This window comes from Maribacter ulvicola (assembly GCF_900155985.1).
In the GTDB taxonomy this organism is placed as follows: domain Bacteria; phylum Bacteroidota; class Bacteroidia; order Flavobacteriales; family Flavobacteriaceae; genus Maribacter; species Maribacter ulvicola.
Genome location: NZ_FTMA01000008.1, coordinates 42892 through 57705 on the forward strand (window position 1 = coordinate 42892; position 14814 = coordinate 57705).

Sequence of the window (14814 nt, forward strand, 5' to 3'; positions counted from 1 at the left end):
CACATTTTTGAATGGATAAAGAATTACAACGTATTGCAGATGAGGTAGAAATGCTTTCCGGTAAATTGAGTGCCCTAAAGCAAGAAATTGGAAAAGTAATTATTGGGCAAGAAGAAACCGTATCTCAATTGCTGATTACGTTTTTAGCCGGTGGTCATGCTTTGTTAGAAGGCGTACCCGGTTTAGCAAAAACCTTAATGATCAGAACCTTGGCAAATGCGATCGATTTAAAATTTAAGCGTATCCAATTTACGCCAGATTTAATGCCTTCGGATATCATTGGGACCGAGGTTCTCGAAGAAGACCATACCACAGGTAAAAAGTTCTTTAAGTTCAATAAAGGACCTATTTTTTCTAATATTATCCTGGCGGATGAAATTAATCGAACACCGCCAAAAACTCAGGCGGCATTGTTGGAAGCTATGCAAGAGTTTGAGGTTACCTATGGCGACAAAACATATCCTTTAGATAAGCCATTCTTCATTCTAGCAACTCAAAACCCAATAGAACAATCAGGAACGTTCGTTTTACCGGAAGCACAGCAAGACAGATTCTTATTGTACATTAAAATTGGATATCCTACTCAGAAAGATGAAGAAGCCATTTTAAAAGCAACTACGAGTACTTTTAAAAAGAAACTGAACAAGGTAATTTCTGGTGATGATATCGTACGGTTACAACAGTTGGTACGCGAAGTTTCTATAAGCGATGCACTGATCAGTTTTGTGAGCGATATCATTCGTGCGACACGACCAGAAACTACCACCAATGCTTATGTAAAAGACTGGGTAGATTGGGGTGCTGGTCCGCGCGCAGGTCAAGCAATGATCTTAACGGCAAAGGCTAATGCCTTGTTAGAAGGTCGTTTAGCGGTTACGTTAAATGATATTAAAAGTGTAGCGTTGCCAGTACTTCGCCATCGAGTGTTGGTGAATTTCAGGGCAGAAGCAGAAGGCATCACTTCAGATAAAGTAGCATCACATTTATTGAATACTATCCAAATAAAAGGCAAGTAAATACGCTCCATTATCGAGTATATGGCAAAACAGGACTATCACGATTTATTAAAACCAGAAGTCATCAATACGGTTGAGGGACTCTCCTTGATATCGCGCATTGTGGTAGAGGGTTTCACGTCAGGTTTAAATAGAAGTGCCAGTGTAGGTCCTGGAATGGAGTTTAGTCAGTACAGAGGATATCAACCCGGTGATGATTTACGATTGCTAGATTGGAAAATGTTGGCACGTTCCGGTAGGTATTACATTAAACAATCGGAAATTGAAAGTCAGGTGACCATTAAGTTCATCGTAGATGCCAGTGCATCTATGTTGCATAAAGAAGCGGAACTTTCAAAAGTAGATTTTGTAAGGGTGCTGGTGGCAACCTTGGCATATATGGCACACAAACAAGGTGATGCTGTGGGGCTTTTTGCCTTAAATGAAAATGATGTGATCAGTATTTACCCCAAGGCAGATAAAAAGCATTACAACAGATTATTGCTAGAACTCATCAATCTTTCTAATTCGGGTAAATGGCCAGAAACCCATATTTCAAATAAACGCATACCGAATAGAGGCGGTAAAGAATTGGTTTTCTTTTTGACCGATATGTATGAGACTAGCGAGGAGATTTCAAAGTTTATAAAAGGATTAAAATCTGCCAGAAACGAAGTTGTGGTATTGCAAGTTATGGGAGCGGCAGAAATGGATTTCAATTACGGTTCTAATATTACTTTTGAAGATTTGGAAACAGGAGCACGTGTAAAAGTAGATACCGAAAAAGCAAAAACAGAATATTTAGCTGCTCTTGAAGCTAGATTGAAAAGGGTGAAAGATACATTGCTATCGAACGGTATTGATCACCATGTCTTTCGTATGGATGCACCTTTGGGAGAAGCATTGCAATTATTTTTAAAACAACGTAAAAGACTCGGGTAATATGTCATTCGCGCAACCTTCATATTTATGGGCTTTATTGGGACTTCTAGTTCCTATAGCCATCCATTTATGGAGTAAACAGGAGGCAAAGACCATAAAGATTGGTAGTGTACAGTTGTTATCAGAATCAAAATCGAAACAATCTAGCAGCATTCAATTGAATGAATGGTGGTTGTTAGTATTGCGCATGGGGATTATTTCGTTACTAGTTTTGTTATTGGCAAAACCACAATGGCAAACAAAGGTTAAGAATAGTGAGCTTACTTATATTATGGAACCTGAATTGGTAAGGAATGAAAATTTCATGTCCCGATTCAATGCTTTGAACGAAAGTCAAGAAATAAGACTATTAAAGAAGGATCTACCTGTAAGAAATGAGGATGAACAAATAGCAAAGACTAGTGCTGTTCAGGATTATTGGGCATTGGCATCTGAAATGGATGGTTTAAACACTGATAGTATTGTAGTCTTTACAACGGGATTTGCAAGCGGATTAAAAGGAGCAAGACCAGAAACCAAGAAAAAAATTAACTGGATTGTTATCGACTCCGCCTTATCAAAAAATCATCCATTACTCGCCTATAAAAAGGATGACGGATTTCAATTGTATACAGCTTGGAGTACTCCTGATGCAACAAAGATTACTAGTAAAACGATCACCTTAGGAGAAGAATATGCACTTTCTTCCGGTGGCGATAGTCTGGTGATTTCAAGATTCAATCCGGCCCAAAAAGTACCTGTTGTCAATCAAAACACTATCGAAGTATCTCTTTTTTATTCCGATAGTTTAGGGGTTGATAAAACGTATTTGGAAGCATCCTTAAAGGCACTTTCTATGTATTTAGATAAGGAAATCAAAGTAGCCTCTCAGTTGGACACCGAAATAGATGAAGACAAGGAAGCAGATGTCATCATTTGGTTAAGCGCTAAACCACATCCAGAAACGACTCAGAAGCTACTAGTTTGGAAAGAAGATACTAAGGCGCAATCTATCATAATTGCAGGGGAAGATGATAATACCTATTATTTGACCAAACGTATCAACCCGGAAAACGCAGTGTATGAACGGTTAACAGAGAAGTTGTTAGAAGTTCTTAATGTAAATCAGGAGGTAGAAGAATTGTTGGCTGAGGTGGATCATCGTTCGGTAACAACATCTGAACTGGAAACCATGTATGTTGCCAATGACAAGAAAGAAAAGCAATTGGCGAGCTGGAATGTGAATCCGTATTTATGGTTAATGCTCCTAATATTGTTATTGGTAGAACGTTTCGTGGCATATAAACGCAAACAATAATGGAAACGGGCAAACTACATTTGGTGAAGTTTCAAAAGCGATGGCAGTTGTTGTCATATGCTGAGGCTTTTTTGTACGCTTTGGGCATTGCCGTACTATGCTATTTTGTAACTAAAAATCTCCTAGTTGGCTTAGTAGCTTTCATGGTAGGATTAGTAGTTTCTATATTGCTAAAAAAACCATGGCAGCATAATTTATATACCATAAGTTCATTTATAGATGCCCATGTTTCAGAAGCATCTTTCAGTACGGGATTGTTATTACAACCAGAAGATTCCTTGTCTAATTTAGCTAAGCTACAACGCTATAAAGTAGCGGAAGAATTGACTACAAGTTTAAGTAGAATAACTCCGCCAAACGCTTTAAAACAAGCTTTTTTAGTGATGCTAGGCTGTATTGCTCTTGGTTTTATATTTCATAAGTTAAATGTGTTTAGTGGCGTTGATGAGGTATTGGACAATCCGAAGGATTCAGAGCAAATTCAGTTCGTGGCAACGGATAGTGTACAAGCTGAAAGCAGTATTCCGGCAATTGAGAAACAGGAAATCAGGGTTGCTTATCCGTCATATACAAGATTGGGAAGTAAAACTACTACAGATCCAAATATTAAAGCAGTTACAGGCGCTAACATTTTATGGAAACTTCAATTTAATAACACGGTTATTGAACCCGTTTTAGATTTGATGGGCGAATTAAAACCTTTGCAACAAGTTGGGGCTGATTATCAAATTCAGTTGCCTTTAACATCATCGGGATTTTATAGTTTCAAATTTAAAAATGAAGAAGGAACTGAATTTACATCAGACTTATTTTCGTTGGAAGCGATACCTGATAATCCGCCAGAAATAGAGATACTTGATCTGGAGCAATACATGTATTTTGACTTTTCAGATAAAAAGATTGTTGAACTACAAAGTGCAATAACCGATGATTTTGGAATTGATGAAGGCTACATTATTGCCACAGTGAGTAAGGGTACTGGAGAATCTGTAAAATTTAGGGAAGAGAAGTTAAATTTTAAGGAAACCATCTCAAAAGGAGCCAAATCTATACGAGCAACCAAAACGTTAGATTTAAATGCCCTGAAAATGGAAGTAGGCGATGAGCTTTATTTCTATATCGAAGCCTTTGATGAAAAACAACCAAAACGAAATGTAGCGCGTAGCGAAACGTATTTTGCAGTTATAAAAGATACTATTAACGAGCAACTTGGCGTAGAAGGAACTTTGGGTGTGGACCAAATGCCAGATTATTTTAGAAGTCAGCGACAATTGATTATAGATACCAAGAAACTAATAAAAGACAAACCGAACATTACGAATACCGAATTTAAGTCGAGAAGTAATGAATTGGGATTTGACCAAAAAGCATTGCGTTTAAAGTACGGCCAGTTTATGGGCGATGAATCTGAGATGGAAGAAGCACCCAGCGGGATCGAAAGTCTTGAAGAAGGTGAAGACCATGATCATGCTGAAGATCAAGAAAGTCCAATAAAAGAATTCATGCACGACCACGACGGTGATAATGAGCATAATCTGGTAGAACAACATGAGCATGAGGGTGATACCAAAGAACCCGAAGACCTATTGCACGACTATCTTCACAATCATGATGATCCTGAGGAATCTACTTTATTTGAAGAATCGTTGAAAACAAAATTGCGAAAGGCATTAAATATTATGTGGGATGCCGAATTACACCTACGATTAAACGAACCCGAAAAGTCATTGCCTTTTCAATATGATGCCTTAAAATATATTCAAGAAATAAAGAACAGTGCCCGTATTTATGTACACAGAATAGGTTTTGACCCGCCACCGATTAAGGAAGAGCGCCGACTTACCGGTAAAATAAAGGATATTAAAAATTACAGTAAAAATGAGACTATTATGGCAGAACGACCTTTTAAAGCCATTGAAAAGTCGGTTAGTCGTTTAGAACAATTGGTGCATAGCGAAAGTGATTACCATGAGTCGGATAATACTCTTTTTACCACTGCAGGGAATGAGTTGGTACAATTAGCAATAGACAACCCTGGGAAGTATTTACAGGTATTGCAAGGGCTAAAAAGTATGGAGAACAACACCGGTAGAACAAACGCAAACTATAGGTTTGTGCAGAAAGGATTGTTGTTGGCATTACCAAAAACACCACAAATACCAGGAGCTGAAAAGGCATATACAGATGAAATCAATTCACTATTTCTAAAACAGTTGGAAGTGTATGATTGATGGTTTCTCATTTTTACAGCAAGAATTATTGATACCCATTTTATTAGGTGGTCTGCTGGTATTTGTAGCTTTCGTTTTTAAAGAATGGAAAACACGAAATAGGGGCAGATTGGTATTAAATACTATTGTGGCATTCCTAACGGTTCTTGCTTTAGTCTTCATTGTTTTGGAACCAACACAGGAGGTGAAAATGCAGAACAAACAAGGACTTCTCTTAACTGAGGGCTTTAGTGATAATCAGAAAGATAGTTTAGAAGCGATTTTCAAGGGTATTCAGCCTGTGGAATACAATTCTAAGAAATCAGTTCGTAAGGCTTTGGATTCGCTTACAAGCGTGATTATAATCGGTAATGGAGTAGAGCAGTTTGATTTCTATGCCTTTGATAGCATTCCTACAAGCTATGTACCTAATGAAATTCCGTCAGGAATTACGCAGTTGAATTTTACTGATCAACTTGTTTTAGGCGATGAATTACGGGTTAAGGGAATGTACTCAAAACCAAAGTTAAGTACTCAGTTGTTATTACAAGATTCACGTGGTAATGGTTTGGATTCTATATCTTTTGAAGAAAGTTTAGATCATGATTTTTCACTGAAAACAGTGCCTAAGGCGAGTGGTAATTTTGTCTATCAATTAGCCGAAAAAGATAGTGCAGGTAATTTGTTAGCATCTAATCCGCTGCCAATTACAATTCGAGAAAAAGAACCGGTAAGCATCTTGATTGTAAACAACTTCCCCACGTTTGAAACGAAATATCTAAAGAATTTTTTAGCCGATGCCGGTTATGAGGTAACCGTACGCAGTCAGCTTACCAAAGGCAAGTACAAGTTTGAATATTTTAATACCAAGGCATCACCCGTTTATCAATTTACGGAAGAATCTTTAAATCAATTTGATGTCGTTCTTGTAGATACGGAAACCTATTTTAATTTTAGGAAATCTATAAAGAATCGTTTTGAAAATAGCATACGTGAAAACGGATTAGGGTTGTTTATTCAGCCCAGCGATTTGTTATTTAATCTCGGTGCAAACACTTCATATTTTAATTTTAAAAGAGATGGTAGCAATGAAATTCAATTACCGAATACTAATATTACCGTAGAAAAATACCCATTCAGGTTTAATGCTGCATTTGCGGTAAATTCTATCAATGCCAATGAACCTGGTAATTTATCTTATTACAAACAATTGGGCTTGGGTAGAGTTGCCACTACAACATTGTTAAATAGTTACCAGTTGTTGCTAAAAGGAGAAGAACAGGCATATACAAAAATATGGACCCAAATTTTAGATAAGATTGTAAAGCAAAAAGCAATAGCGGTGGAGTGGCAATCACAAACGGAATTCCCTAAAATAGGAGCACCTTTTAATTTTGCGTTACGCACAGGCCTAGAAGAACTATCCGTCAAGAATACAGAAGGAAATCGTGTACCATTGCTTCAAAATTCAACAGTGCCCTTTAAATATTCAGGCACTACTTATCCGAAGAAGAAAGGGTGGAATTGGTTAAAAATAGAAGCTGACAGTACTTTGCAATTTTCCTATTACGTGTATAAAGATAAGGATTGGGAATCTTTAAGCGCATCAAAAAACAGGGCTGCCAATGCAAAGCAATTTGGTACGGAAATAAAGGAAAATAGGACAGTTATGGTAAACCGCCCTATCTCTCTACTATTATTTTATATACTATTTCTATTGGGCGTTGGATGGTTGTGGTTGTCTCCAAAATTATCCACCCAAAGCTAAATCAGTTTCAATGGGGTAGTTTATCTTTTATGACACCGTAAACGAAAGTACCTAAAACAGCACTTGCAATAACGACTAAGATGGAAAAATAACCAGCACCGGCAAGTACGTACATTGGTCCTGGGCAAGCACCGGCTAAAGCCCAACCTAGCCCAAAAATAATACCACCAATTAGATAACTTGTAATGCCCTTTTTCTTTGGATGTAAATTCATTTCTGAACTACCAATAGCTTTAATCTTATATTTTTTGATGATTTGTATGCCAATTACTCCTAAAACAAGAGCAGATCCAATAATACCATACATATGGAAAGACCCAAATTGGAACATTTCATAAATACGAAACCAAGAAGCAGCTTCAGATTTGTACATGATAATACCGAAAAATATACCTATGGTCAAATAACTTAAATACTTCATATTAGCTAAAAATTAAAGGGAATATAAGGTGAATCATAACTAAGCCGCCAATAAAGAAACCGATAACGGCAATTAAAGAAGGCAACTGCAAATTACTTAGTCCGGATATGGCATGTCCACTGGTACAACCACCGGCATAACGAGCGCCAAAACCAACCATGAATCCGCCTAAAATTAAGACAGCCAAAACAAAAGGATTAGAAAGATGTTCAGCAGCAAAAAGTTCTGGTGGTAAATAAGCTTCACCAGCACTTTCAATTCCGTAATCCGTGGAGAGTTGTTGTGCAACTTCAGGATTTATTTTTACGGTATTGTCAGACATAAATTGAGAAGCAATAAAGCCACCAATAACAGCGCCAACAACTACAACTAAATTCCAGCGTTGGGCTCTCCAATCAAATTTAAAGAAATCGGAGTATTTTGCCGCACCACCAATAGAACAAATGGTTCTAAGGTTAGAAGACATTCCAAATTGTTTGCCTACATAAAGCAGTACAAACATGGTAAGGGCAATTAAAGGACCGGCAATAAACCATGGCCAGGGATCGTAAATCAAATTCATGCTATCGTTAATTTATTTTCAAAACCTTTAAAGAAAAGGCAAAGAAAATGAATCTTATGTAACTTTGGTTACATAAGATTTTAATTAACGGGGAATCTATTATTTTTTTACACCTAATTTTAGAAGAATAGATTCTAATAAGCACCATTTGGTAAAGGCAGACTGAATAAGGTTAACCCCTATAAATACAGTAAACCATAGCCAATTTATATGTACATAAATTGCCATTACAACGCTTAGTAAAACCATTGTACCTACTATAACTCTGAAATATGTGTTTAACATGTTAATTTTATTTAAAATTATTATTTAAAGAGTGTTATTGTTAGTTTCGTTCACATTAACCTCTGGATAATTTTTCTTCTCAATCATATAATACACCAATGGTACCACCAATAATGTAAACACAGTAGATACAATAGTACCCCCCATTAAAGAGATAGCTAAACCTTGAAAAATAGGATCAAATAAAATAACGAAGGCGCCAATGACAACGGTACCGGCTGTTAGTAGAATAGGGGTGGTACGTACCGCACCAGCTTCAATAGCAGCTTGTTTAATTGGTACGCCTTCTTCTAATCTAAGATTTATGAAATCTATTAGCAGTACTGAATTCCGAACCATAATACCTGCAAGTGCAATCATACCAATGAAAGAGGTTGCAGTAAAAAACGCTCCCATGATCCAGTGACCTAAAATGATACCAATTAATGATAATGGTATGGCAACCATCATTACTATCGGTGCTTTAAAGTTTTGAAACCATCCTACGATCAAAATATAAATCAATATAATAGCACCTAGGAAGGCAATACCTAAATCACGAAAAACTTCTAGCGTAATTTGCCATTCCCCATCCCATTTAACGGTAAAGTCATCTTCAAACTCAGGTTGCCCTAAGTACATTTCGGTAACTTGATATCCCTTAGGTAAAGCAATTTTTTTAAGCTTTTCTTCCATACCTAATATCGCGTATGCGGGACTCTCCAATTCTCCGGCCATATCTGCCATTACATATACCACACGTTTTTGATTTTTGCGGTAAATACTCTTTGCGCTTATGGTTTCTTTAATATCTACTAAATCGGCAATCGGCACCATGTTACCCTGTTTAGAGGTAATTTTCAGTTGTGAAATATCTGTAATAGTCGATTTTTCTTTTTCATCTAAAGCGAGCACCAAACCAACTTGGTCTATTGCATTCTCATCATATAAATTTGTGATTGCTCTATTTGATAAAGCCATATTCATGGTATAGGCAATTTGTTGTGGTGCCACGCCATAAAGCATTGCTTTCTCTTTATTGATTTCAAACTTATACTCCGTTTGGTCAGCTTCTACTAGCCAATCGATATCAACAACATCATCAGTGTTTTTCAAGATATCTTGTACACTATTTGCAATTTTAATCTGTTCCTCGTAATCTGGTCCATAAACCTCGGCAACAATAGTGGATAGTACAGGAGGTCCTGGCGGAACTTCAACAAGCTTCACATTTGCGTTGTATTTCGCTGCTATCTTTTGGATATCTGGTCTTAGTAAACTCGCAATATCATGACTTTGAGCAGAACGTTCATCTTTATCGACAAGGTTTACCTGAATATCTGCCATATTACTACCTCCACGTAAATCATAATGACGTACCAAACCGTTAAAGGTAATAGGGGCAGAGGTACCTACATAGTTCTGGTAATTTACAACCTCTGGTCTAGTAGATAGATATTGAGCAATTTCTTGAGCAACTACACCTGTACGTTCAAGGGTAGTACCCTCGGGCAGATCAATGACCACTTGAAACTCATTTTTGTTATCAAAAGGCAACATTTTAACAGCTACAGATTTTGTAAAGAACAATACCATTGATCCCAATAGCAGTAGAAAAGTCAATCCTAAAAATAACCAACGTTTGCTTTTACTTTCAATAAGTGGGCGTTCATATTTATTATAAATTTTGTAGATAAAGGTATCTTCTAAAGGCTTTTCTTTCTTTTCAACTTCACCTTTTTTATCTTTTTCTCTCAAGAAAATATAGCCCAAATACGGAGTAATGGTCAATGCTACAAAAAGTGATAATGTCATGGCAATAGAAGCTCCAATAGGCATAGGTGCCATATATGGTCCCATAAGTCCAGATACGAATGCCATTGGTAATACAGAGGCAATTACCGTAAAGGTTGCCAAGATAGTTGGGTTACCAACTTCGTTAATGGCATAGAGAGCCGCCTGTTTAAAGGGAAGGCGTTTCATTTTAAAATGCCGGTGCATATTCTCGGCTATAATAATGGAATCATCTACCACAATACCCGTCACAAAAACTAGGGCAAACAAAGTAATTCTGTTTAGGGTATAATCTAGCATATAATAGCTAAGCAATGTTAGAGCAAATGTGATTGGTACGGATAAGAATACCACCAAACCACCACGCCAGCCCATAGCCAGCATCACAACTAAGGTTACCGCTATAATAGAGCCAATTAGGTGTAGTAAAAGTTCAGACACTTTATGAGATGCGGTTTCACCATAATTTCTGGTAATTTCTACATGAACATCATCAGGAATTAACGTAGTACGTAAGTGTTCAACTTTATCAATAACGATGTCGGCTATTTTCATTGCATCTGCACCTTTTCTTTTTGCTACCGATATAGTAACGGCAGGGTATTCAGATTTGTAATCGGTTATCTTATCGCTTGCCTGACCAAAACCTAAAGAAACATAACTTTGAGGAATTTCTGGTCCGTCGATAATACTGGCAATCTGTTTTAAATAAATAGGTTGATTTTGTTGAACTCCAACCACAAGGTTTTCAACATCTGTAACCGAAGCCAAAAAATTGCCGGTACTTACTAAGAACTCCGTATCATTTTTATCAAAACTACCAGAACTCAATTGGGCATTGTTCGCCTTTATCATTTCAGAAACAGATAGAAAATCTAATCCGCTGGCAGCTAATTTATCTTTATCTAAAACCACGCGTAATTGGCGGTCTTGATTTCCTATTTTATGCGTAATAGCAACATCATTTACTTTTTTGATTTCACTTTCCAGTTCCTGTGCCATTTGGCTTAACTGATACCCATCATAGTTTTCACTCCAAAGGGTTAATCCAAGCATAGGTACATCATCAATAGCACGGGTTTTTACCAACGGAAAGGTTACGCCTTGCGGCATAATATCCATATGCTTATTAATTTCGTTGTACAGTTTCACGAAAGAACGCTCAATATCTTCGCCTACATAAAACTGAACGATGACCATACCTTGTTCTTTCATCGATGTAGAATACACATATTCAACACCTTTGATGTTAGAAATTAATTTCTCTAAAGGTTTAATAATACGCGATTCTACTTCTTCAGGACTCGCACCAGGGTAGCCTACAAAAATGTCGGCCATGGGCACGTCAATTTGTGGTTCTTCTTCCCTCGGGATCAAAAACGAACTGTACACCCCAATGACCATGAATACGATCATTAAAAGTACCGTTAACTTGCTGCCTATAAATAATTTGGCAATTTTACCAGCTAAACCTTCCTTCATTATTTCTTTATTTTATTTGTGTGTTCCCCCCTGAAAAAGACAGGTAGTCGGGCTTTTCGCTTTTACTCCTCGGCATAAAAAATGCCTGTGGGGTAACCGCTACAATCCCTAACCCAGACTCGTTTATTGATTTGAGATTTTGGCGCCGTTGAATAATTTCCCCTCAGCAGAAACTATATATTGCTCGTCTGCCGATAGTCCAGATAATACTTCCACTTGATCACCAAAGGTTCTGCCCAGTCGTAACCATCGCAGTAATGCAGTATTACTTTGGCTTACGGTATATATACCAGAAAGTTGCCCTTTTTTAACTATAGCTTCTACTGGAATCATAACGGCAGAACTTGTAGTTTTTCTTGCAATAGGAAACTGTACGGTAGCGTACATACCAGAAAGTATTTGTACATCGGTTTTATCTAAAATGACCTTTACCAAGTATTGACCACCTGTGTTCTTAGAAGAAGTACTTACTTCGGTAACTTTTCCTTTTATACTTTTATTCAATGCTTTGATTTGTACGCTAACTTCGGTATCATTTTTAACGGCAAGAATTTCAGATTCAGGTACCATGGCAAGTACTTGGTAGGTGCCAGGAGCTTCTACTTCTAGCAAAGGCATGCCCGGGTTGGCCATATCGCCAGCGTTAATAAATTTGTTGGTAACAACACCGGTAAACGGAGCGCGAATATTCGCATAGCCCATTTGGGCATTGACACTGTTTTTCATTTGCTTGGCAGATTCTACTCTTGCTTTTGCCATATTGTAATTGGCGGTAATATCATCTAGCTCTTTCTGCGAAGCACTATTCTCTTGAAATAATGTAGTAAAACGATTAAAGTCTTTTTCTGCATTGGTATAGGCAGCTTCAGCTTCGGTAATACCAGCATTTACCTGCGCTAATTGCGCAGAAACATCTGCATTATTAACACTCATTAATAATTGACCTTTATTTACGTTATCACCAACACCTACATAGATTTTGTCTACGTAGCCCATCATTCTAGTACTGATATTTGCACTCTTGGTAGCTTCAATTTTACCGCTAACCGTTAAAAACGGACTACTACTATCTTCAGAAACAGTTTTGGATTGAACGGCTATTGCAAGTGAATTATTGACTAACGCTTTTTTATCATCGTTACCACAACTAGAGAATAAGATTGTAGCACTTAAAATAGCTGTGATTATATATTTTTTATTTTTCATCTTTATGAATGGTATTAAGTGATTGTAGGATCTTATTCTTTTGTTAAAAACTGTACATACGCCAAAGCGTAATTGTGTTGAAAAATTGTAGCGTAATATTCTAATTGCTTTTGAGAATATTGTGTTTCAGATAGTAATAGGTCAGTAGTTTTTTCTAAACCTTGCTTAAATCTATTAGTACGTATACGTAATGATTCTTCAGATTGTTCTAGTGCCAGTTTTGTTAGCTTTAGTTTATTTTGAGCATCTTCAAAACCTCTTTTTGCTTTATTAAGTTCTAATTGGCTTTCAGATTTATACTGCTCTAATTGTAATTTGGATTTATCGTACTCCGCCTTGCTCTTTTGAGATTTACCAAAACGCTTACTACCTTCAAAAAGGTTCCATTTTAATTCTGCACCAAATAGGTAACCTTGGGCTTGACCTTGAAAAATATCATCGTCATGTAACTCGTAAGTGCCAAAAGCATTTAAACGAGGTAAGAAAGCCATTTGGTCTGCCTTATGCATTTGTCTGTATGCTTCGGTAGCAGAATTCATGGCTAAAATATCCTTTCTGTTTTCAGATAAGTTAACGGTCGTTGTACTAGAATAACTAGTAATTGCCAGTGAATCTGAAGGCTGTAAAATCTCATTTTCATCAGCATTCATTAATACAGATAAATAGTTGCTCGCATTTAGAATGTTACTTTTTGCGTATTGCAATTGGTTATCGATTTCGGTAACTCTTACTTCTACAGAAAGAACATCAGATTTTTGTAGATAACCTTGCTTGTAACTATTGTCGGCAATGCGCTTATTTTCTAAGGCGGTTTCTTTAGCTTTCTCTAAAACCGTAACGGTTTTATAAGCAAGTTGTAATTGCATATAAGCCTTTTCTACCTCAAGGGCTAAGTAATCTTCTGTACGACCAGATTGTAGTTCTGTAGCGGTCAGTTTTGCCTTTGCCGCTTTACGCTGGTAGATGCCATCGAAGTTTATCAATGGTTGTTGTACTTCTACTCGAGTTGCATAATCTTCTATTTGACGTGGGTCATTTAATACATCAGGATTAAAGTCTGCAGCAGTCAAAATTTCTTGATTAAGTTTAGAACCAAATGCCATTAATGGGTTAGTGGTAGCAATACCAGTATGCGATACACTAATGTTAGGCAATAAAATAGCATTGGTCTGATTGAAATCACCCTTGGCAACTAACACATCTTGTTCAGCCATTTTCAGTGTGTTATTACTTTCTTTTACCCTAGTAAGCACTTCATCTTTTGAAATAGATTTTACTTCTTGTGCCAAGCCAGAATAAAAGACGAACAACAATATCCATCCTAATTTATATTTCATGGTATTCATTTATTTGAGACAAAATTAGAGTAGTAAAACAGCCTGCACAGTAACTAATGTTACCGAAGGAAATTTCTTTCTCAAAAAAACAATTATTTAAAAATGAAAAGGCACTCTTTATAAAGAGCACCTTTTACTACTAACTGAAAAATAATTGTAAATTCAGTTTACTCTTCTGGAAATTTTACAAATGTATTTGCAAGTGAACTACTCATTAAGCTACCGTACAATGTGCTATTTAGGGGTTTTGATGTTATAGCTCAAGTATCACTTATGCAGCCAATTTTGGAGATAGTATAGGTAACCAGCTATAGCACAGATGACTATGCCTAAAGCGGTAAAGAGAAGTGTTTTCTTATGCGTTAACTATTTGCTTTTCTAGTACCGCCATGACCACCGGCAACAACCAACATTATTTTGATACTCAACCAGATGAATTTGAAAAATTGGATGATAGGATTCATCATAAAAAAGCGCTTAGATTTCGATATTCTTTGTGTCATTTTTGTAGATTTTAAATGTTATTCTTTCACGTT

Annotated in this window: 12 protein-coding genes; 5 read left to right on the top strand and 7 right to left on the bottom strand. The window is 36.8% G+C overall.

Annotated features, from left to right (window positions below; genetic code table 11):
• Positions 1–11 precede the first annotated feature (11 nt).
• Genes BW936_RS16380 through BW936_RS16400 form a run of 5 tightly spaced genes read left to right on the top strand, consistent with a single transcriptional unit; the run spans position 12 to position 7212 of the window.
• Complete coding sequence (locus BW936_RS16380) at positions 12–1016, top strand: AAA family ATPase (RefSeq protein ID WP_076550295.1); 1005 nt, start codon at positions 12–14, stop codon at positions 1014–1016.
• A gap of 21 nt (positions 1017–1037) precedes the next feature.
• Positions 1038–1937, top strand: a complete 900-nt coding sequence (locus tag BW936_RS16385) for a DUF58 domain-containing protein (protein ID WP_076550297.1) — start codon at positions 1038–1040, stop codon at positions 1935–1937.
• 1 nt (position 1938) lies between these two features.
• Positions 1939–3234 carry a BatA domain-containing protein gene (locus BW936_RS16390; RefSeq protein WP_076550299.1) on the top strand — a complete coding sequence of 432 codons (1296 nt, stop codon included), beginning with the start codon at positions 1939–1941 and terminating at the stop codon, positions 3232–3234.
• Positions 3234–5465 carry a hypothetical protein gene (locus tag BW936_RS16395; protein WP_076550301.1) on the top strand — a complete coding sequence of 744 codons (2232 nt, stop codon included), beginning with the start codon at positions 3234–3236 and terminating at the stop codon, positions 5463–5465. Before BW936_RS16390 ends, BW936_RS16395 begins: the two co-directional genes overlap by 1 nt.
• On the top strand, positions 5458–7212 hold the full coding sequence (locus tag BW936_RS16400; RefSeq protein ID WP_076550303.1) for a hypothetical protein: 1755 nt from the start codon (positions 5458–5460) through the stop codon (positions 7210–7212). The genes BW936_RS16395 and BW936_RS16400 overlap by 8 nt, the downstream gene beginning before the upstream one ends.
• 7 nt (positions 7213–7219) lie before the next feature.
• Here the strand turns inward: BW936_RS16400 and BW936_RS16405 are convergent, their stop codons facing one another.
• The 7 genes from BW936_RS16405 to BW936_RS19755 all read right to left on the bottom strand — a co-directional run bounded on the left by BW936_RS16405 (position 7220) and on the right by BW936_RS19755 (position 14781).
• Positions 7220–7633, bottom strand: a complete 414-nt coding sequence (locus tag BW936_RS16405; RefSeq protein ID WP_076550305.1) for a DUF6691 family protein — start codon at positions 7631–7633, stop codon at positions 7220–7222.
• A 1-nt stretch (position 7634) separates the two neighbouring features.
• Positions 7635–8195, bottom strand: coding sequence for a YeeE/YedE family protein (locus BW936_RS16410; RefSeq protein ID WP_076550307.1), 561 nt, complete (start codon positions 8193–8195; stop codon positions 7635–7637).
• Positions 8196–8294: 99 nt separating this feature from the next.
• Positions 8295–8480, bottom strand: coding sequence for a YgaP family membrane protein (locus BW936_RS16415; RefSeq protein ID WP_076550309.1), 186 nt, complete (start codon positions 8478–8480; stop codon positions 8295–8297).
• 24 nt (positions 8481–8504) lie between these two features.
• On the bottom strand, positions 8505–11735 hold the full coding sequence (locus BW936_RS16420) for an efflux RND transporter permease subunit (protein ID WP_076550311.1): 3231 nt from the start codon (positions 11733–11735) through the stop codon (positions 8505–8507).
• Between the two features lie 123 nt (positions 11736–11858).
• Positions 11859–12941 (bottom strand): efflux RND transporter periplasmic adaptor subunit, encoded by a 1083-nt coding sequence (locus BW936_RS16425; protein WP_076550313.1) that lies wholly within the window; start codon positions 12939–12941, stop codon positions 11859–11861.
• A gap of 32 nt (positions 12942–12973) precedes the next feature.
• Positions 12974–14278 (bottom strand): TolC family protein, encoded by a 1305-nt coding sequence (locus BW936_RS16430; protein WP_076550567.1) that lies wholly within the window; start codon positions 14276–14278, stop codon positions 12974–12976.
• A 362-nt stretch (positions 14279–14640) separates the two neighbouring features.
• Positions 14641–14781: a hypothetical protein gene (locus tag BW936_RS19755; protein WP_167368356.1), complete on the bottom strand. Its 141-nt coding sequence runs from the start codon at positions 14779–14781 to the stop codon at positions 14641–14643.
• Positions 14782–14814: the final 33 nt, after the last annotated feature.

Bases quoted from the DNA above. Each gene is read 5' to 3' on its own strand.
- BW936_RS16380 (WP_076550295.1), top strand. From the start codon at position 12: ATGGATAAAGAATTACAACGTATTGCAGATGAGGTAGAAATGCTTTCC.
- BW936_RS16385 (WP_076550297.1), top strand. From the start codon at position 1,038: ATGGCAAAACAGGACTATCACGATTTATTAAAACCAGAAGTCATCAAT.
- BW936_RS16390 (WP_076550299.1), top strand. From the start codon at position 1,939: ATGTCATTCGCGCAACCTTCATATTTATGGGCTTTATTGGGACTTCTA.
- BW936_RS16395 (WP_076550301.1), top strand. From the start codon at position 3,234: ATGGAAACGGGCAAACTACATTTGGTGAAGTTTCAAAAGCGATGGCAG.
- BW936_RS16400 (WP_076550303.1), top strand. From the start codon at position 5,458: ATGATTGATGGTTTCTCATTTTTACAGCAAGAATTATTGATACCCATT.
- BW936_RS16405 (WP_076550305.1), bottom strand. From the start codon at position 7,633: ATGAAGTATTTAAGTTATTTGACCATAGGTATATTTTTCGGTATTATC.
- BW936_RS16410 (WP_076550307.1), bottom strand. From the start codon at position 8,195: ATGAATTTGATTTACGATCCCTGGCCATGGTTTATTGCCGGTCCTTTA.
- BW936_RS16415 (WP_076550309.1), bottom strand. From the start codon at position 8,480: ATGTTAAACACATATTTCAGAGTTATAGTAGGTACAATGGTTTTACTA.
- BW936_RS16420 (WP_076550311.1), bottom strand. From the start codon at position 11,735: ATGAAGGAAGGTTTAGCTGGTAAAATTGCCAAATTATTTATAGGCAGC.
- BW936_RS16425 (WP_076550313.1), bottom strand. From the start codon at position 12,941: ATGAAAAATAAAAAATATATAATCACAGCTATTTTAAGTGCTACAATC.
- BW936_RS16430 (WP_076550567.1), bottom strand. From the start codon at position 14,278: ATGAAATATAAATTAGGATGGATATTGTTGTTCGTCTTTTATTCTGGC.
- BW936_RS19755 (WP_167368356.1), bottom strand. From the start codon at position 14,781: ATGACACAAAGAATATCGAAATCTAAGCGCTTTTTTATGATGAATCCT.